Here is a 19826-nt window from a genome sequence, read left to right as displayed (position 1 = left end):
TTTCCCCAACCCCGCGCCGATCTTAGCGGCGATCGAACTTTGTTGAAAGGATGATTGAGCTTGATGTGCGTTTTATCCCTGACATTTCCCCGATCCGGTCAAGCACGCCATCAAGTTCCTCGGGCGTGTTTGCGGCGACCTCGGCAATCAGGTCGTATTCGCCTGAAACCGCAAGGCACCGAATGCAGTGCGGGACTTTCTGAAGCGCGCCAACCACGCCTGCCGACTGTTTTTGCTCAAGCTGTATCAGGACTTCTGCCAGCAAGACGGGCTTTGCCACATCACCAAGCTGAACGGTGTAACCCTTGATAACTTCAGCCTTTTCAAGGCGCTCCAACCTTTCCTGAACGGCACTGCGTGACAGGCCGACTTCACGTGCCAAGGCAGCGGTAGGAATGCGGGCATTTTCCTGCAGGCGTGCGATAAGCTGGCGGTCAACTTCATCAATCTGACGTTTCATCGGTTTTACCCATTAAAATGACGGGGTTTTATTGTGTTTTGACAGTATTGCCGGGTTGAAAGCGTTCGTCCAGCGGCGGAACATTATGAGGGTAAAAACAAAAACATGATCAGGGCAGGTACGACATCGACGGTGAAGGTGTCTGCTCGTTCGGGAGTTAGAGAAAATGAAAAAGATTTTGATCCTCGGGGCCGGGAAAATTGGTCGCATTGCTGCGGTGATGCTCAATGAAAGTGGCGATTATGCGGTGACGCTGGCCGATGCCAGTGGCGAAATGCTGGAAATATGTGCCGAAGATGATGCAGCCACTTTGGTTAAAGTGGATGTCACAGATGAGGCCGCACTCACCGACGTTGCCAAAGGGCATGATGCGATCCTGTCGACATGCCCGTTCTTCTTGAACGTGGCGATTGCCCGTGTCGCATGCGCGGTTGGGGCATCCTATTTTGACGTTACCGAAGATGTCGAAACCACCCGCGCCATTCGGGAAATTTCCAAGGGTGCACAATGCGCCTTTGTTCCGCAATGTGGTCTGGCGCCGGGATTCATTTCCATTGCGGCACATGACCTGTTCAAGCGATTTGATCATGTAAACAAGCTTCGTTTGCGCGTCGGGGCTTTGCCACAAAATCCGACCAACCGTTTGAAATATAACCTGACCTGGTCGACCGACGGGCTGATCAACGAGTATCTGAACCCGTGTGAAGCGATCCTGAATGGCAAGCGGGTCGAAGTGCTGCCCCTCGAAGGATATGAACGCTTTACCATCGACGGTACGGAGTATGAGGCCTTCAATACATCGGGTGGCGTGGGCGCGCTGTGTGACATGCTTGAAGGCAAGGTTGATAACCTTGATTACAAGACCGTTCGGTATCCGGGGCATCAGGAAATCCTTAAAATCCTGATCGAGGACCTCCGACTTGGGGAACGTCCGGAGATGATGAAGGAAATCTTTGAAAATGCCCTTCCAGTCACCAACCAGGACGTGATCGTGATCTTTGCCGATGCTGTCGGCACGCGGCGCGGGGAACTTTGTGAAGAGAGCTTTATTCGCAAGGTTCATGGCACGCGCGTTGGCGATATAGACTGGTCGGCAATCCAGATTACGACATCAGCCGGATTGTGTGCCGTGATGGATATGGTTCTGACCGGTAAATTGCCGGCAACCGGTTGCGTCCGACAAGAAGAAGTCAGGCTGGAAGATTTTCTGGCAAACCGGTTTGGTCGATATTACAGCCACGCTGGTTGAGTGCGCCCGACGATCGGCATTTGATATTTTGTGCTGAAACCCTTCGGAGGTAATTCCGGAGGGTTTCTTTGTTTTTCAATGCCGTATTAGGGGAAAGTTTTCCTGGTTTCTTAGAAAAAGGTGTTCTTACAATCGGTTAGAGAAGCGATGACTTCGCCGCCATGAATTGTTTTGAAAAATTCCATCAAGGACGTGGTTTGTTAACGGTTGGACCTTATGGTGGGACGAAATCTGCTTTCTCTTGGGTAATAGGTATTCCTTGTCTGATTTTGCCGATATCTACCGTTCTGCATTGAACCTGTATGAGGCAGGTCGATACGCAGAGGCAGAAGAATCCTGTCAGCGAATGATCCGATCATTCCCACAGGCCGCAGAGGCAATGCATCTGGCCGGTCTTGTTGCAATGCGCCATGGTAATCAGTCCCTGGCCGCAGAGCGTATGGGCCGCGCCGCCATTGCCGATGCCAATAGTGCAGAAATTCAGCATGATCATGCGCAGGCCCTTAAGGTCATCGGCAAATTGCGCGACGCCGTTGGTGCGTTCAAGCGGGCCATTCGTCTATGCCCGGATGCGCCGGCGCTTTATTGCAATATCGCCAATACCTATCGCCAGCTTGATGAACTTGAAGATGCGCGGGAAAATTATGAACGCGCGCTCGAACTGGCCCCGGATGTCGCCGAAATTCATGCCAATTATGCCGCCTGCCAATATGCGATGGGCGATATCGAAGGCGCTGAGACGTCTTGTTTGACCGCGCTTAAGATGCGCGACGACATCGTCAATGCATTGGTTCTGATCGGCCAAATTCGCCTGGATCAGGGCCGCACAGTTTCCGCAAGCGAGCCGTTGCGCCGTGCGTTGTCTCTTGAACCCGGACATCCGCGCGCATTGACCGCCTATGGCGATGCACTTTTCCAACTGGGTCAGTTTGCTGGTGCGCAACATTGCCTGCGACAGGTTCTGGCCCTTGATCCGGATGACGCCAAGGCACGCAGGACGCTTGCGTTGCTTAATTTGCGTGTCGGGCAGGGGCTTGAGGCGATTGGGGCGCTTGAGCCGCTATTGGCCCACAGTCCGGAAGATCCGCAATTACTGTTGATGATGGGCGAGGCGCTTAGCCTTGTTGGCCGTCATGGTGAGGCCGTTGAACAGTTTGGCGCAGCCATCGGGGCCGGTGGTGGTGATGACGCGGTTTTCCGTCTTGCCGTCGAGCTGGCCGAAGAGGGCGACACTGGCTCTGCGCAATCGGTCCTGCAAAGTGGGATAGATCGCAAAATTGCCGCGGGCGAGAATACCGCGCTGTTCCGCACAGCACGCCGTTTGTTGTTTGCCCCCGTGCCGACCGATCTTGCCGCCCAGAATGATGAAGTCGTGCGTGATCTTCTTGATGATACGCTTGATGAAGACGCGCTTGAGCCGGACCTTGAATTTGTTGGTTCTGACCGGATTGATCCCATTGTTCTGACCCGCTTTCCGCCGGTATGGCGCGCCGCATTGCGCCCGGAGGGGGACAAGCAGTTACGCGCGGTTGGCCATTATTGGGAACGTCTGGTTTCCGGTTATGATGTGCCGGAAGTCAGTGCATCCTCCACGCGGCTCGGTGGGAAAATCCGGATCGGCATCGTTTCGGCCAATATGTGTGACAATGGCGTCGGGCGTTGGATCGAAGGCCTTGCCGAGGCGATTGATCGGGACCGGTTTGATGTGACAATCATCCGTCCGCCGACGGGCGAAGACGACATTACCGCACGCATTGACGAACATGCCGACCTTGTCGTGCCATTGCCGCTTGATCCGTTGCATTCGGCACGGGTGATTGCAGGGCTTGGTCTTGATGTTCTGCATTATGTCGATCCGCAGGCGGATGCCTATACGATGTTGCTGGCAAGCTGGCGTTTGGCGCCACTTCAGATTTCGGGTGGCGGGATTGCCGCGACCAGCGGTCTTTCCAACATTGATTATCATCTGATCGCCGAGGATTGGGAAACAGCTGGTGGTGAAAAGCGGTTCAGCGAGAAGCTGGTGCGCCTTCCGGGCTTGTTTGTGAATGCCACCCCGCCAGAACCTGTCGTGATGTCGACAACAGAGTTGCAGCGGCGCTGGCGATTGGCGCAGGACCGCAATACCTATTTGTGCCCGCAGCCGCTTGATGTTCTGACGGCCGAGTTTGATCCACTGATCGCCGAAATCTTGCGGCTGGATGAAACCGCAGAGCTTTTGCTGATTGCGCCAGAACGCGATAGCTGGGATGCGGCATGGGGACGCCGCTTTGCCATCAATCATGCGGATGTTGCCGGTCGGATGCGGTTTGTGAATGTGCGCAACCGGTCCGATTTGCTGTCGCTTCTATGTGCTGTGGATGTCGTGCTTGAAAGTCCGGCATGGAATGATGCGATGCTGGCCTTTGATTGTCTGGGGCTTGGTGTGCCGCTTGTTACCTTGCCCGGGAATGCGGCGCGATCCCGGCGCAGCCATACCTGTTATCGCCAGATATCGGTCTTTGATTGCGTTGCCTATCATTCGGCCGACTTCGTCGACACGGCCCTGACGCTTGCGACCGACAAACGTCGTCGCTCAGTCGTTTCGCATGCCATCAAGAGCCGGTCACACATTCTGTTTGGCCAGAAATCATCCTTTGATGCCTATATGCAGTTTCTTGACCGATCAATCGCACTGCCAGCCGATAAAGTGATTTAATTTCCGATAGATAACCTTGAAACTACCCAATCGGCTCACAAATTCTAAGGTGATGTTTGTATATGGCAGTGATGCCAGACCCGCTTGAGGTAGTTTTATGGCCTTGCGTTTTTCCAAGGGGCAGATCGTCCGTCTGACTGTCGCCTTGGCTATTGTCGTTATTGCGATCTGGCAACTCGCACCACTTACCGTTTCTGATATTCGCCCGAACGGCGTTGTGAATGCCAAATTGGTGACCATTCAGGCCCCGATCAGTGGTCAGCTTGTTCGCGCAATCCCCGATGTCGGAGAGCCCGTTTCTGCCGGGTCGGTTGTGACAAGAATAACCGATGACACCGAACCCCAGGCGCTGCTTGCCCAGCTTGATGGTGAATATCAACTGCTGCGGTCGCGAAAAACGGCGTTGGTCGAAAAGCTGTCGACCCTGAATGGCCTGCGCCGCGAACTGGGCGAGCGCGTCCGTGAAATGGTGACCGGCTCAATGGAAAGCCTGCATTACAAAATGCTTGAGGCAGCGGCCCGCCAGAAAGGCTGGATGTCGGTCGTCAAGGAGCGTGATCTGAGCCTTGCACGGCAGAAAACCCTGTTTGCTGATGGCCATGTCGCCAAGGCGCGCGTGGAAGAAGCCGAAAGCCTGCTTGAACAGGCTCAGCAAGAGGTAGAGCGCGCACGCGCCGATGAAGAACGTTATCGCAAGGAATCCGGGGCACTTGAAAAAGGTGTCTTTGTCGGGGACGGGCAAAATGATGTGCCATATTCCCAGCAGCGCCTGGACGAAGTCGTTCTTGCGATTGCCGATTTGAATGTGCAACTGACCGAAACCAACGGGCGCATGGCATCACTTGAAAAGCAGTTGCGTGATGAAAGCGCGCGCGCGGGGCGTCGCGAATCCATGCTGGTGCGCAGCCCGATTGACGGGTTGATATGGCGGCGCATGGCAACCGAACTTGCGACGGTTACCAAAAACAATGACTTGGCAAAAATTCTGGATTGTTCAGACATTCGCATCGAGGTGCCGGTCGATGAAAGCTTGTCTGATCGGATGGAAATTGGGGCGGTTGTTTCGGTTCGCCTGCAAGGATCACCCGAAACGTTTGAAGGGGTCATCAGCGGCGTGATCGGGACCCGTGCGGTATCGCCGGAACTTGAATATGCAGCCTTACCGCCGTTGCTTAAGAAGGATGAAGTTCTTCTGGTCGTCAATATTCCCGATTCCGGCTTTGAAGATCGCCCGGAGACCTTCTGTAATGTCGGTCGTCGCGCCGAAGTCAGCATTCCAAGCCGACTTCATAGCTGGTTTGGCGAGAGCGACCCGTCATAATGAACGCGATGGCGCAATTCGCACCGCTGGCACTTGTTGTCGGTATCATGATGCTGGCGTCACCGTTTCTGCGTCGTGACCGGTTATGGGCGCGTTGGCTGGTTGTGTTTTTCCTGAGCGCGCTGATTGCGCGGTATTTGCCGTGGCGGATCACCGAAACAGTTTTGCCAGCCGACCTCACCACGTTTCAGGGCTGGTGGATTGTTTTCCTGTTCGCGATCGAAATCGTGTTTCTGTGTGACATGCTGCGTCAGTCGCTTATTCACTGCAAAATTGTCAATCGCAGTGCCGAAGCCGATCAGGCCTATGCCAGATTGTCCGCCCGACCGGTCGAAAGTTGGCCAAGTGTCGATGTCTTCATTCCGAGTTACAACGAACCGCTTGATGTGCTTGAACGCAGCATTGTCGGCGCGTTGGCGATTGATTACCCGAACAAGACTGTCTGGGTGCTTGATGATGGTAAGCGGGACTGGTTGCGTGAATTCTGTGAGGAAAAGGGGGCCAAGTACCTTACGCGGAAGGACGGAACCCATGCCAAGGCCGGTAATGTTAATAACGGGCTGGCACATTCCAGTGGTGACCTGGTTTGTATTTTTGATGCAGATTTCGTGGCCTATCGCCACTTCCTGAAACGCGTGGTCGGATTTTTCGAAGACCCGACAATTGGTATCGTCCAGACGCCACAGCACTTCTTCAACAAGGACCCGATGCAGCGCAATCTTTGGATTGCCGATCGGTGGCCGGATGAGCAACGGCTGTTCTTTGATCATATTGCGCCATCCGTCGATGCATGGGACTCAATGTTTTGTTGCGGATCCTGCATGGTCATGCGGCGCAAGGCGCTGGATGCCATCGGCGGTGTGCCAACCGCGTCCATTACTGAAGATATTCTGACCTCGCTTGAGATGCTGCGCGAAGGCTATCGCACCCGTTACCTCAATGAAAAACTGTCCATCGGTCTTGCGGCTGAAAGCCTTCTTGCGTTTCACACCCAGCGCGAACGCTGGTGTCAAGGCGGTATCCAGACATTGTTTTTAAAGGCGGGGCCGTTGGGGCCGGGGCTTTCGCTTTGGCAGCGGATTTTGCTGTTTCCGATCTATTGGGTGTTTCATATCCCGGCGCGCTTGCTGGTGATCATGATCCCGATTTTTTATTTCTGGTTTGGCCTGCAACCGCTTGAAAATGCGCGAAGTTGGGAAATTTTCTATTGGCAATTGCCGGTTTTGATCGGCGGCTGGGCAACGGCGATGTGGCACAATGGCAGGCAAGCCTATCCCATCGTCAATGAAGGGCCGGCGGTGCTGGTATCCCTCAGGCTGTTTCCAATTGTTGTGTCATCTTTGATCCGGCCATTCGGGCGCCCGTTCAAGGTGACACCCAAGGGATCCCAGTCCGGGGTGGGGAACTCCAGGACCGAGGCAATCATTCTGGGCGTGCTGTTCGTTTTGACGATTGGCGGGTTCTTTTACAACATCAACACAGACATCAGGATCATCGATAACGCCGACTTTCTGCTTGTTGGGGGATTATGGGCTGCGATCAATTCGCTGACATTGCTTGTTGCGATACTGATTTGCTTTGAAAGTCCGGTGCAGCGCCAACAGGAACGGTTCCCGACCAGCTTGCGGGCAAAGATTACGGCCAACAGTGACGATGACCCGCTTGATATGACGATCACCGATATGTCATTGGGCGGCGCGCGTGCGATGTGCCCCGCAACGGGCATTGATCGCGACAGGTTCCAGAAGGGGGCATTGATCAAGCTCGATGTCGAAGAACTACCGCCGCTGGACGCCAAACTGGCGCGCGTCTTTGTGAATGATCAGAAACAGCTTGTTCTGACACTCGACTTCACGCCGGAACCCGCCGGTGAAGTACGCGATGCGCTGATCCGTGTGCTTTACACAACCGGGATCGATAACGCATCAAAACCGGCAGGCAGTTTTGCGCTTTGGGGCGCGTTGTTGCGCCGGATTTTCGGACGTGGTCCTGTCAAAAGCTAGGACGTCGACGACGGGGTGAGGTTAGCTCAACGCGTCAATGTCGGCTTCGGAAAGGGCCGCTGGCACAATGGTCAATGGCAGGCGCAACTGACCGACGGTATCGCTTTTGGTCAATGCCGTGATCAGCGGGCCGGGGCCTTCACTTGTTGTGCCTGCGGCAAGGACCAGAATGGAAATCTGTTCCTCTTCGTCAAGAAGGTTCAGCAATTCGTCCTTGAGACGTCCTTCGCGGATGAACAAAAGCGGCATGCTGCCGGTTTGTTCATGCACATAGGCCGCAAGCTCGTTCACACGCGATTCTGCCTCGTCACGGGCTTCTTCCTTCATCAGATCGCCAACCGCCATCCAGTGCTGGAACTCGGCCGGTTCAATGACGCTCAGAAGGGCGACACGACCGCCGGTATGTTGTGCGCGACGGCAGGCATAACGCAATGCCTTGGTCATTTCATCGCTGTCATCAACGACAACAAGAAATGTCCTGTTCGAAGTCGCACGAAGTTCCTGATCGGCATCAAAAGAAGGCATATGGGTTCTCTGAACAGTTGCACTCAACCGCTGCGGCACTGAACAGATGTGGGACTGTTGTTACGAGCGGACAGTCAAATTGTGCCGCAACTCAATGCCGGTTTCCAAGTGATTTTTGGTAATAGCGACAAAGATTTATGCGTTGCGTTATTGATTGAGGTAATGCTGCGACTGCGAAGTCGCAAGGACTGCTAATGCGCGTTTTGATGGTGAGCAGGCCCGCACGCTGTTAGCGTTTGCGGAATACGACACTGGCAATCCAGCCCGCAACCACGGCGATGATCACGGCAATAATGCCATAAAGTGCCGAGTAACGATGGGCGAACTCATAAACCTCGGCACTGATGCCGGTTTTTGAAACAACCAGTGGTGTGGTTTTGACGCTGGCAACACGGCCATCCCGGATCAGATACACGTTGATGGTATAGGTTCCCGTCGGGGTATTGGCCGGAAAATGGATATCAGTTCGAAACAGCTGATTGGACAGAAAACTGATTTTGGCCGGACGTTCCCCAAACAGACCCGCACCTTGCATATTGCGCACCAGCGCCTCGCGATAGACTTTCTGATCATCATCGCTCAGCTTGCTTTCGCCTATAAAGCGCTGATTTTGAAGTCCAATGCGGTAATCGAGCAAGACTTCCGGGGATGCGATGATGTCCATCGGGCGGTTTGATGCGCTGGCATAATAGGCTGGCACGTTCTTATAGCGCGCGCTTTCGCTGTTGACCCAAATGCCGACTTTACGCTCTTTTTTTCGGACCACCATGTCTTGGTCCGGGCCGCGAACGGTAACAACGACGTCACCTTCTTCCTCGACCGCGCCAAACAACAGTACATTGGTGCCGGTAAAGCCGGTGGTGATGGCGACAAGATGGTTGGATAAATCGACAACCAGCGGATCAGCCGATGCCTTTTTGGGGCCAGCCCCGATGGTCAAAAGCGGCAGCGCCAAGGTAATCATAAATGCGACCCGAATGGCTAAGGGTACTGGCATCACAGATCCCCCGGCATGACGGAATAAAGGTCGCTTGGCGTAATCACCAGATCAAACAGAAGCTTTAGGCAGACCGACAAAACCAAAAGGCCCAGCAGGGCACGAAGATGCTCGGCCTTGAGGCGGGAGCCAAACTGCGCACCAAACTGTGCGCCGATTACGCCGCCAATCAGCAACAGGATGGCAAGGGCGACATCAACCGTCTGGGTTTGCACTGATTGCAGGAAGGTGACGTTGGCCGTGACAAAGATGATCTGAAACAGCGATGTGCCAATGACAACGCCGGTCGGCATGCCCAACAGATAGATCATGGCCGGCACCATCACAAAGCCACCACCAACACCCATCAATGCGGTCAGCATGCCGACAAAGAAACCAACGGCAAGCGGCAACAGGGCGCTGATATAAAGCCCGGAGCGATAAAACCGCATCTTCAAGGGCAGGCCGTGGATAAAGCTGTGTTGATGTTTTTTGGATCGGCGGATTTGGCCGCCGCGACGCCGGGTACGGAAAATGGCGCGCGTGGCTTCAAACAGCATCATGCCGCCAATGATACCAAGGAAGATCACGTAACAGAGCGAAATGACCAGATCGATCTGACCAAGTGACCGCAACCAGGCAAACACCCAGACACCGACGGTCGACCCGACAATACCGCCTGCCAGAAGAACCAGACCCATTTTAAGGTCGACATTGCCGCGCTTCCAGTGGGCGAACACACCCGATACAGAAGATGCGACGATTTGGTTTGCAGCAGTTGCCACGGATACGGCCGGGGGAATACCATAGAAAATCAAAAGCGGCGTAATAAGGAAGCCGCCGCCAACGCCAAAAAGACCCGACAAGAAGCCGACCCCGCCGCCCAGTCCCAAGATCAGAAATATATTTACCGATATCTCGGCAATCGGGAGATAGATTTGCATCGCGGGCGGGCTAACAGCGTTTGATTGATTGTTGTGGTTCAGTCTAACATATTGTGCAAATGCAACAATCGCCAATTGCCGCTATATCGGACCGGTTTCGTATTTTTTATAAGGTTTCTTATGTCGACATCTTCAAGTGGTCCCCATGATGCAATTCTCGACGCGCGCGGGCTGATGTGCCCGATGCCCGTTCTGAAGGCAAAAAAAGCACTGCGCGACGTCAAGGATGGCGGAATTCTACAAGTCCTTGCGACCGATCCCGGCTCTGTCGCCGATATGAAAGCCTTTTGCGAGATGACCGGCAATCGCCTGATTTCGTCTGAACAGGACGAAGATGTTTTTATCTATCATATTGAAAAATCCGGTACCTGACACCGGGTTTTAAAGTGCCCCACACGATGAAAGTTCCCTGAATGTCGCCAACCCCACCTAATCTGACTTGGCTGGATTGTGATTTTGATGATCTGTCCGCACGCCACGTGCACAGCCTTTTAAAGCTCCGGCAGCAGATTTTTATTATCGAGCAGACCTGCATATTTCCCGACATAGACGGGCTTGACCCGCGATGCAGGCATATTATCGCCTATGAGGGGGACGATGTTCTGGCTGCCGCACGGATTGTGGCACCGGGTATTGATCCCGACCATGCAGAACAGGGTGACCGTCCCGCGATTGGTCGCGTTGTCACCAGCGATCGTTTGCGCGGGCAGGGCATTGGCCGCGAAGTGATGCGCCGTGCGATTGAGGTTTGTGAAAAGCAGTTTGCAGGCAAACCGATCTATCTGAACGGGCAGCTATATCTTCGAGGTTTTTATGAAAGCCTCGGCTTCGTGCAATTCGGGGATGAATATGACGAAGATGGTATCGCTCATATCAGCATGGAACGCCCGGCGAACCCGAAATAGGTCGGACAGGGACGATTAATAGCGGTGCACCTTAGCGTGCGCCGCTGGTCGCCATGCCGGTGAAGAATTCAAGCTGCCAATTCATGTCATCCTCGCTCAGCGGATACTGGTTGCCGCTGCGGGGATTAAGTGTCTGGCTCGGCGGAACATGGCCGAGCTTGACCTGAATTTTCACCGCAAGATCGGCCGGAAGGCCAGCCTTCCACGCAAGCGATACAACACCCTTTGCCGAATGGGTGTTGAGCACCTTTGACACGGCGTCGGGCGAGATTCCAGCCAGAACTGCCAGCGATGCACGGGCGAATTTGACATCGTTTGCGGCCAGCGCCTTTGCCACTTCCTGATCGGTCAGCTTTTTCTTGGCATGCATGGCAAGTGCCTTTTCAAAGGCAGGTTCGCCTTCCTCTTCGTCGCCGTCTTCTGCAACGACACCTTTTTTGTCAGACTTCGGTTCTGCCTTGTCGGACGGTTTGGCTTTTTCCTTGTCAGCCTTGATCTTTTTCGCATCGGTCGCAACGTCGTCGCGCTTTTCGAATTCGCCAGATGCGATACGGCGCTGAACGACTTCGCGGACCGCATCAAGCTGGTCCTTCTTCAGGTCTTTACGACGTTCCAGCACACTGATCAGATTTTCGGCGACAAAGCGCGCCAGTTTTCCGGCCGCAGTCGGTGTCAGGGTTGGGCGTTTGACAAGCGGTTCGTGCCATTCCGGGTAGTCCGGTGCGCGATCAATCAGTTGATCAAGCGTTTCTTCGCGGATCTGTGCAGACTTGTTGCCAAGCAGATGGGAAATCGCATCCTTGTCACTGCTTGCAGCAATGGCATCGGCGAGCTTTTCACCAACGTTTCTGCGACGCGAGACAAAACTGAGCGCACCACGACCAGAGCTACCTTCAATGATTTCAAGCAGGTCTTCCTCGGTCAGGACCGGCGAATATTGCAAGACTGGGCCAGAAACGACACTTTCGGCGTCGCGCGCAAGCTGCTGAATGATTGGCTGCGGGGCGTCGGCAATATCTTTGAGGGTTTCAGATATCACTTGGCGGACGTGAACAGCCTGGTCACGCACAAGCTTGTCGAGCGCCTCGTAAGTCATGCGGCGCAGTTTATCGGTTTCGTGGGCGGTCAGGCCGGCAGACAGATGCGCGATTTTTTCCGCCAAACTGCCACGGACACTGTCATCGCTGTCGTCAGTCAGAAGGACATCGGCCTGAACCGGCGTTGCCTGGTTGGCTGCAATGTGACGACGAACGGAAGAATCGTGGTCAGTGGCGAGGAAATAAAGGATTTCAGGGCGGGTATCATGGCGTTGTGCCAGTTTGCCGCGAACATCTGCATCCGGGCTTGCCGCCATTTCCTTGGCTTCGTCATAGGTGATCGGCGTTTCGCTTCGCTTGGTAAATACCCGCTGCAAAAATCCCTTCATCGGGCATTCCTCCTAAACTTCGATTTTTGCCGGGTCTTTTGACCCCGGCGCGGCAGCGATACCAAAACGGCCTTTGCCAAGTTTCTTGACCTGATACATGGTCTGATCTGCGCGTTGCACAAGTTGTTCAAGCGTTTCTTTTGAATCAGGTTCGTGAACCGCAATACCCACAGAAATGCCCAATGGATGTTCGGCATCCCCGGAATATTTTCCAAGAACCGCACTTTCCTTCATCAGGGTCTTGGCGCGTGCCGACGCGGCAGCAATATCAGCACCTTCCAACCACAGAACAAATTCGTCGCCACCAAGTCGGGCTACAAGATCAGATGGGCGCACATTATCAAGTAACACTTGCGTTAGCGTAAGAATGGCGTCGTCGCCAGCCTGATGGCCATGGATATCATTGACCAATTTGAAGTTGTCCATATCGACATACATCAAAGCCGCAGGTGCATTTTCACGTCGCAGGCGACTGTGGCGACGTTTGAGTTCCTCAAAGAACGCGCGGCGGTTCAAAAGCCCGGTCATGCCATCGGTACGCGAAAGCGTCAGGATACGTTCATGCTGGATGGCCTGTTCAATCGCGATACCGACCTGATCGGCAACCTCGGTCATGATGGCACGTTCGCCGTCGGTTGGTTCCGGGTGATCCGCATCAAACATAAAGATCACAGCGCCATTATTGCGCTGATGATAATGGCAGCTAAGACCAATGAGCCGGTAATTCCCGACATGGGCATCAAACGTTTCATTCGTTTTCTGCATCTGATGAAGCGCCTGGTGGGCGATCTCGTTGGCCGCCTTGTCTGCATCGCCGGCCGCCAGTTCAAGGTCGCCGGTTTCATCATTGCGTTTGAAGATAACGCAATGGGAACAGGCCAATGCACGCGTGCTGGCTTCGGATGCGCCCTTCAGCACCATAAGCGGATCAATTTCATCACGCATGGTGCGCACGATATAGGTCATCAGGCGGTCACGGTTTCGGGCGGTTGCGACTTCGCTTTCGCGGCGGCGTTGTTCGGTAATGTCGTGGGCAAGACCACGTGTGCCGATCCAGACCCCTTCGCGCGAATAGACGGGCGTCGATGAAACCGAAAGACACGCATCGCGTCCGTTCGAACGCCGGAACCAAACCGGGACATCACGCACGGCCTTCTGGCTGCGAAATACGTGTTCGCTGTCCTGATCGGCAGTATCGAGCAGGAATTTCCCCGGGAACCGTCCGACAATGTCATCTGCACGGTATCCAAGTGCCCCGCGCGGGGAGACAAAGATGAATTTGCCCGTTTCATCCGTTTCCCAGGCAAAGGCGGATGAAACTTCCACAATATCGCGATAGCGCTGGCGTGAGTCGATCAGGGCTTCACGCAAGTTCCGATCCATGCTGACATCACGCGGCAGGATCATGACCTCGTTCTTTGTGGTCGGAAGGGCAGTTAGCTCCAATGTCGCCGTGCCGCGCTGGACTTCAAAGGTCATCAGTTCAACCACGCCGCCTGGTGTGGTCAGGGCGCGTCGGATCAGTTGATAGATTTCTGGGAACAGGCCGTCACGAATGCCATTGGCAAAGCCGACAGCATTTTTGTTGGCAAATAGCGGCACACCCTTTGCGTCCATCACGATGACGGGGGCCTCGGCCTCGGCCATGACTTTGGGGTCAAGGGTAAACACGTCGGCATCGTAGTTTGTCAGATCGTCTGCAAAGTTTGTATTCTGGTTTTGCGGATCCACCGGATGACGGGAAGTCATGCGCGTCCTCCTGTTGTGGTCGACGCGTTCTGATCGTCGGTGTCGGCACTACTATTTGAGCTGGCGAGATTGGTCTTGTGATAATCGTCTTCGCTACCAATCGTGATTGGCGGCCCAAGATGATAGCCTTGACCATAGTCGATACCCAGATCACATACCAGTTCGTAACTGGCCTGATCGTGGATCATTTCGGCGATTGTATGAATACCAAGATCGCGACAAAGCAGGGCGGTCGCCTTAAGAAATGCACGCCCTTTGGGATTGGCAAGCGCAGTTCTCATCGCCCCGCCATCAAACTTGATAATGTCGACATCAAGCGCACTCAAATATTCGAAGTTGGCTGCCCCGGCACCAAAGTCATCAAGACAGATGGCATGACCACGGGCGCGCAGCATCTGCAACCCGTTATTCACATCGGTCAATCCACGAATACGCGACGTTTCGGTAACTTCGAAAAGGACTTGTTCCGAAGGGATGTCATAGTCGCTAAGCAGTTCGATCAGGGCCGGCATGAAACCGGCCTGTTCAAGCGAGTGGCCGGAAAGATTGACGGCAACCGGGTAGGGGATGCTGTCAGGATTGTCGCGCAGGTGATCAAGAACCTTGCTACACATTGCCAGATCAAACTCGGTAATCAGACCGGTTCCTTCGGCGAAATGAATGATCTGGTCAACGGCCAACGTGCTGTCGCCGATGTTAAAGCGCGCCAACGCTTCGAAATGATGCATTTCCCGATTGCCAAGGTGGACAATCGGCTGCAATGCAACGGCAAAGGACCCATTTTCCACGATTTCGCGGAAAGCACGCACGGACTTCAGTGTTTCGTTGATCAGGTGCGGAAGGCTTGCCGAAAGGCGGGCGGCGGTGACGTCATTCTGTGCCTTGCGCTGCATCCGGTTGAGCGCATAGGCAACTGCCCGTGTCAGGTTGGTATCCCGGTCACTTTCGGCATTCTCGGTATCGAAATGATGGATGTTCCGAGCACTTTCATAGTCGTTGCCAAACAGGTCTGCTGTTTTGGACTTTTTGGTATTTTTGACGTTAATGCCTGAGGTATTGGTCAACGACATCAACCCGCTGATATTCTCGGCCGAGGTGGTTTTATCAATTTCCTCAAGGTCGGCGCGCAGCGCACTGGCATAGGCCACGATACGGCGTTCGAGTTCGATCATCGGTTCGTCAACCGGATGAATTTTGTGCGGTCGTCGTGACTGTTCCTGATCCTTAACCACACTGGCATTGAATTGCTTGGCGCCAATTCCGATCAGACGGGCCAATTCATTGGTTGCGGCCGTTTCCGCCTGGGAGCGCGAAGCAGCCAGGTTTTCCAGCACCACCAAGGCTTCGTTATGGTAGTTCATGCTTGAAAGAGCACCAACCGAACCGGCCTGGCTGGTTTCGGCGTTCATGTTCTGGCGAATGACGGCATTCTGCAAAATGATACGGTCAATGCCCGATCTGGCCCGAGGACGAATGGCGCGGTGGCGCGCTGCGATGTAATAGCGGCTTGAAGGGTCGGCGATCATATAACCGCTGAGTGACAGCGGCACAGCTTCCTTCACCGGTTTGCCATCGGACTCGCAAAGCTGGAAATCAAGATCAAGCTCTTCAAGGCGTTTCAGCCCAGTGCCGCCGTGAAGATAGGCGCGCAGCAAAGGACGTTCGGACTTAACAACAATTTTCTCGAAGGCTTCGCCGATCAGACGGTCTGGCGTGCATCCCAGAAGACTCTCGGTCGCGCCTGCGACAAACAGAATATAGCCGTTCTCATCGACTTCAAGAAGCATGTCAGCCCAGCAGAATGCCATGGCTGCCAGAAGGTCTTGGTCATTCGTTTCCGCCGAGTGGCCGGTGCTGTCTGTCATTTTCGACCCGTCATCGTAAGCCGCCTGTTTGTTTTTCTAAGCCGCAGCTTTGCCTGTCTCTCATAAATAGCGATCTTACAAAGGATATGAAGGATTTGCACTTGATATGGCAAAAAAAACATTCCGGCTTCAAAAGATCGATTTCTGACACGTCGCAAGGGGCTGAGTGTCTATCAATTCTAAGCGATAGTTTAGGGACGCTGACTTTCACCTCAATGCCATCGCAGACATTGAGACTTGATGTTTTTTCGATTGTTCTATCAACTCTGAATTGGGCAGTTCTCTGCGCCTTCCACCTTCTGTCCGGGAAACTGCATCATCAGCTTAGTGAGGTCGCTGTGTTAAGCCGAAACATCAACCGCCGCCGATTTATGAAGTCTGTTCTGATGGCAAGCGGGGCTGTCGCTTTTGCATCAAAATTTGCCGTCAAAAGTGCCCATGCGCTGGAAAATGTTTCTGTGGTTGTGGTCGGTGCAGGTATTGCCGGGCTCGGTGCGGCGAATTTGTTGCGTAAACACGGGGCCACAGTGACCGTGCTTGAGGCAAAGGACCATACCGGTGGTCGTCTTCAAACAGACTGGTCTATGGGCGCACCGTTTGAAGTCGGTGCCGGATGGATCCACGGTCCGTCATCGGACAACCCGACCAAGCAACTTGCTGATGCGGTTAATGCCCAATATGCCGTCACCGACGATGAGAACGCAGTGTTCTTTGACATCAACGGCTATGAATATGATGAGGATGAGGTCGAGAGAATTGTCGATGCCTGGGAAGGGGTTCTTGAACACATCGACGGCACCTATGAGGTAAATGACCCGCGCAGTCTTTTGCAAGCGATCAAGGACTATCGTCCGGCGTATCTTGATGATCCGGGGATCATGTGGGCGTTTTCTGCCTTTACCGAATTTTCGAAGGGTGGGGCGATCAAAAAATTGTCAGCGTCCCTATTTAACTGGGATGAGGCATTCGACGGTGCGGATGTCGTCGTCACATCCGGCTATGACGAGATTTTAAAACCTCTGAAAGAGGGGCTTGATATCAAGCTTTCTCATGTGGTTTCGGCAATTGATTACAGTGCCGATGAAGGAGTGGTGATCACCACCGATCAGGGAACTTTCGATGCCGACTATTGCATCTGTTCGGTTCCACTCGGTGTTCTGAAAGCCAACAATATCCAGTTTACGCCTGAACTTCCCGGCAGCTATCGCGATTCCATCGAAAATCTCGGCTTTGGCAGTGTGACCAAACTCGCACTGAAGTTCGAGGAGCCGTTTTGGGATATCGAAACCCAGTATTTCGGCATCACAACCGAGCCGAAAGGGCGTTGGAACTATTGGCTGAGCTACCGAACGTTTTCAGATGAGAACATCTTGCTGGGGCTAAGTGTCGGGGATTATGCACTGACCGCCGATCGTATGACGGATGCGGAAATGGTTGAAGATGCACTCGATGTGCTGCGCACTGTCTGGGAAGATGACGTGACAGAACCGATTGACGTTCTGGCAACCCACTGGGCCAGCGATCCATTCACACTTGGCGCATATGCTTTTCCGCGTCCAGGTAACCGAAAATCTGATTTTGACGATCTCGGAGATCCGATTGCAGATCGACTGATCTTGGCTGGTGAACACACGATCTTTGACTATGCCGGGACAACCCATGGGGCGTTCATGACCGGTCTGCGCGCAGCAGAGTATATAATCGACGAGGAAGGTTAGGGGAGGAAAGTCGACAGCCTATCCTGTCTTATCGGATATCAGGCGGCGTTATGATCGGCTTTCCGGGGCTCGTTTGTCTCGCGGCGGCTGTGCTTCTGATCGTACATGGCTTCATCTGCTTCGCGGATCAAATCAGCAATATCGCATTTTGCGCCAAATGATGCGTGACCGAAGCTTGCCCTGATCGACAATGCCTTACCCTGCCATATCAGCGGGAATCGTTCGGTCGCGTTCTGAAGCTGCACAATCCGTTTTGCCGCTGCGGCAGGATCGCTTCCGGTCATCAGGATGGCAAATTCGTCGCCGCCAAAGCGGGCAACAAAATCATCAGACCGGGTGTGCGTGCGCAGGTTCTGACCAAAGTGCCGAAGGACGGCGTCCCCCGCAGCATGCCCGTGCATGTCATTGATTTGTTTGAAACCATCAAGATCGGCAATGACCAAAATGCCGCGTTCGTCGGTTCGTGACGCGCGCGAGATTGCCTCTCGGGTGCGCTTCATGAAGCCGCGACGGTTATAAAGCCCGGTCAACTCATCGGTTTCGACCATGAGTTCGAGCTGTCTGATGCGGTTTTGCTGCTGATCAAGGCGGGTTTGCATGTCACGGGCAAGATCAACCAATGTCGAAAGCGCACTACGTTGTTCGCTTTCGTCTGTTTCTTCGGTCGCGCGATTGTTGATTGCCGTCTGATGCTGAAAATCAGCAGCAAGCTCTATCAACAAATCTATCTGCGACTTTTCCATTGGGCGTCTTGTTCTCAATGACATTGGATACCGAAACCCTTAAAAGGGGTGGAACCATTCTATCTTTCATGGCGTTACAAGAACATTAACGCACATGAAGCGTATTTGTGACGCAGCACTGTCGATCACGCAAAGGAGCACGACGGATGAAGTACCTTTTTGGGGCCGGATTGGCGCGAAAAATCGCTGTTGCGGGTGTGGCTCTGGCGTTGGCAGGGTGTTCGTTCCTGCAAAAAGAGAACTTTACGGTTGGTGGTGAAATCACCGATCAGGGGCAGGAATGCGTTACGTTCCGTGCCGAAGACGGGACGCTTTATGCACTCGCGAACAAGGCAAGCAGGCTGCGCCCAGGCGACAAGGTACGCATCACCGGCCATCTGGCACTGATGACAACCTGCACCGAGGCAACAACCCTGATCGTCGACAAGATTGTCCTGCTTGCACCCGCTGACTGAGCCTTTGTCTAGCGCGCAGTTGCAAAACAATCCGTGCCGTCAGCCTTGAGCTGGCGGCATTGTTTTTGCGCAGCCTCCGAGTCTTCAAATCCTGCAAGCTGCAGGCGATGGTAGATGCCCTGACTGCCGAGATCGGCGGATACGATTTTTTTGTCGTGCGATTTAGCCAATTCCGGATAGCGGATACTAAAGCTTGCCCAATAGGTTTCAGCGGTAAATGTGTCGCGAAAGGCGCCAAGCTGTATCCGGAAACCACCACCGCTGATTGCCGACACAGGCGTTGCTGTTTCAACATGACCAGATCCCGTCGTGCGTTGCACGGTCACAGCGGGCTGTGTGGTCTGGTTCGCAGGCGAAGTTGGTGAAGGCGCCGGGGTAATCCGAGTTTCCGTGGGGCTTGGTGTCCTTTGACGGACGGGTTGGACCGAACGGATTGGTGTTTTACCGTTGATCGTCCGTTGATACTGATCTGCCAAAGAGGGGATTTCGATTTCTTCCTCAAGCCGGGTTTCAGTTGGAATTGTTCCGGGCAGGAGGCTTAGGGGCTGATTGCCTGATCGCACACTTGATGCGCGGGCAGGCAAATCCGTCGGGATGATATCGATCCCGGTTGGTCCTGTTTCAGGCGCAAGCGATTGTGCCACTGCACTGATATTAAAGATCATGGCGGCCATCAGTGCCGCAGCAAAGGTGCCCGATAAAGAAAAACCACCCCACATTCCGGCAAAGCCAAACGCCTGCGACAACTGTGTCGCAGGGGTTGGATATGCGTGGGGTGGTTTCGCCATT

17 protein-coding genes are annotated in these 19826 nt (G+C 54.0%); 8 read left to right on the top strand and 9 right to left on the bottom strand.

Annotated features, from left to right (window positions below; translation table 11 throughout):
• Positions 1-22: 22 nt before the first annotated feature.
• A complete protein-coding gene (locus IT893_RS09970; RefSeq protein ID WP_008890855.1) occupies positions 23-460 on the bottom strand; it encodes an Lrp/AsnC family transcriptional regulator in 438 nt (145 codons plus the stop codon).
• Positions 461-602: 142 nt separating this feature from the next.
• Here IT893_RS09970 and IT893_RS09965 point away from each other — a divergent pair, with 142 nt between their 5' ends.
• From IT893_RS09965 to IT893_RS09950, 4 genes are all read left to right on the top strand, one after another.
• The gene (locus IT893_RS09965; RefSeq protein ID WP_256430863.1) at positions 603-1709 is read left to right on the top strand and encodes a saccharopine dehydrogenase family protein; all 1107 of its coding nucleotides are present in this window, start codon (positions 603-605) and stop codon (positions 1707-1709) included.
• Between the two features lie 241 nt (positions 1710-1950).
• Positions 1951-4407: a tetratricopeptide repeat protein gene (locus IT893_RS09960; protein WP_371810679.1), complete on the top strand. Its 2457-nt coding sequence runs from the start codon at positions 1951-1953 to the stop codon at positions 4405-4407.
• Positions 4408-4504: 97 nt separating this feature from the next.
• Positions 4505-5728 carry an HlyD family secretion protein gene (locus IT893_RS09955; RefSeq protein WP_197145062.1) on the top strand — a complete coding sequence of 408 codons (1224 nt, stop codon included), beginning with the start codon at positions 4505-4507 and terminating at the stop codon, positions 5726-5728.
• Positions 5728-7731, top strand: coding sequence for a glycosyltransferase (locus IT893_RS09950; protein WP_197145061.1), 2004 nt, complete (start codon positions 5728-5730; stop codon positions 7729-7731). The genes IT893_RS09955 and IT893_RS09950 overlap by 1 nt, the downstream gene beginning before the upstream one ends.
• A 21-nt stretch (positions 7732-7752) precedes the next feature.
• Here the strand turns inward: IT893_RS09950 and IT893_RS09945 are convergent, their stop codons facing one another.
• From IT893_RS09945 to IT893_RS09935, 3 genes are all read right to left on the bottom strand, one after another.
• Positions 7753-8256, bottom strand: a complete 504-nt coding sequence (locus IT893_RS09945) for a universal stress protein (RefSeq protein WP_008890850.1) — start codon at positions 8254-8256, stop codon at positions 7753-7755.
• A gap of 229 nt (positions 8257-8485) precedes the next feature.
• Positions 8486-9253 (bottom strand): TIGR02186 family protein, encoded by a 768-nt coding sequence (locus IT893_RS09940; RefSeq protein ID WP_197145060.1) that lies wholly within the window; start codon positions 9251-9253, stop codon positions 8486-8488.
• Positions 9253-10176 carry a sulfite exporter TauE/SafE family protein gene (locus IT893_RS09935; RefSeq protein ID WP_008890848.1) on the bottom strand — a complete coding sequence of 308 codons (924 nt, stop codon included), beginning with the start codon at positions 10174-10176 and terminating at the stop codon, positions 9253-9255. The genes IT893_RS09940 and IT893_RS09935 overlap by 1 nt, the downstream gene beginning before the upstream one ends.
• A gap of 120 nt (positions 10177-10296) precedes the next feature.
• On the opposite strand from IT893_RS09935, the gene IT893_RS09930 reads away from it, so the two are divergent.
• Together IT893_RS09930 and IT893_RS09925 are read left to right on the top strand one after the other, a co-directional pair.
• Complete coding sequence (locus tag IT893_RS09930) at positions 10297-10548, top strand: sulfurtransferase TusA family protein (protein WP_063089936.1); 252 nt, start codon at positions 10297-10299, stop codon at positions 10546-10548.
• A gap of 41 nt (positions 10549-10589) precedes the next feature.
• Positions 10590-11081 carry a GNAT family N-acetyltransferase gene (locus tag IT893_RS09925; protein WP_197145059.1) on the top strand — a complete coding sequence of 164 codons (492 nt, stop codon included), beginning with the start codon at positions 10590-10592 and terminating at the stop codon, positions 11079-11081.
• A 31-nt stretch (positions 11082-11112) separates the two neighbouring features.
• On the opposite strand, the gene IT893_RS09920 is transcribed toward IT893_RS09925, so the two are convergent.
• From IT893_RS09920 to IT893_RS09910, 3 genes are read right to left on the bottom strand one after another with little or no spacing between them, the layout of a single operon-like run.
• Entirely contained in the window at positions 11113-12507 is a 1395-nt protein-coding gene (locus IT893_RS09920; protein WP_063089931.1) for a DUF2336 domain-containing protein, read from the bottom strand.
• Positions 12508-12519: 12 nt separating this feature from the next.
• Positions 12520-14256 carry a diguanylate cyclase domain-containing protein gene (locus IT893_RS09915; RefSeq protein ID WP_197145058.1) on the bottom strand — a complete coding sequence of 579 codons (1737 nt, stop codon included), beginning with the start codon at positions 14254-14256 and terminating at the stop codon, positions 12520-12522.
• Entirely contained in the window at positions 14253-16121 is a 1869-nt protein-coding gene (locus tag IT893_RS09910; protein ID WP_197145057.1) for an EAL domain-containing protein, read from the bottom strand. Before IT893_RS09910 ends, IT893_RS09915 begins: the two co-directional genes overlap by 4 nt.
• 371 nt (positions 16122-16492) lie before the next feature.
• Here IT893_RS09910 and IT893_RS09905 point away from each other — a divergent pair, with 371 nt between their 5' ends.
• Positions 16493-17839: an FAD-dependent oxidoreductase gene (locus IT893_RS09905; RefSeq protein WP_252723914.1), complete on the top strand. Its 1347-nt coding sequence runs from the start codon at positions 16493-16495 to the stop codon at positions 17837-17839.
• Between the two features lie 38 nt (positions 17840-17877).
• Here IT893_RS09905 and IT893_RS09900 read toward each other — a convergent pair whose 3' ends face one another.
• A complete protein-coding gene (locus IT893_RS09900) occupies positions 17878-18582 on the bottom strand; it encodes a GGDEF domain-containing protein (RefSeq protein ID WP_197145056.1) in 705 nt (234 codons plus the stop codon).
• A gap of 146 nt (positions 18583-18728) precedes the next feature.
• On the opposite strand from IT893_RS09900, the gene IT893_RS09895 reads away from it, so the two are divergent.
• On the top strand, positions 18729-19037 hold the full coding sequence (locus IT893_RS09895; RefSeq protein ID WP_008890840.1) for a DUF5818 domain-containing protein: 309 nt from the start codon (positions 18729-18731) through the stop codon (positions 19035-19037).
• 8 nt (positions 19038-19045) lie between these two features.
• Here IT893_RS09895 and IT893_RS09890 read toward each other — a convergent pair whose 3' ends face one another.
• Positions 19046-19825 (bottom strand): SPOR domain-containing protein, encoded by a 780-nt coding sequence (locus tag IT893_RS09890; protein ID WP_197145055.1) that lies wholly within the window; start codon positions 19823-19825, stop codon positions 19046-19048.
• Position 19826: the final 1 nt, after the last annotated feature.

Origin of the sequence: Thalassospira sp. A40-3, assembly GCF_015871485.1 — a bacterium.
Classification (GTDB): Bacteria; Pseudomonadota; Alphaproteobacteria; order Rhodospirillales; family Thalassospiraceae; genus Thalassospira; species Thalassospira tepidiphila.
The sequence above is the reverse complement of the archived record's forward strand: the minus strand, read 5'-3'. Positions and strand labels throughout refer to the sequence as shown.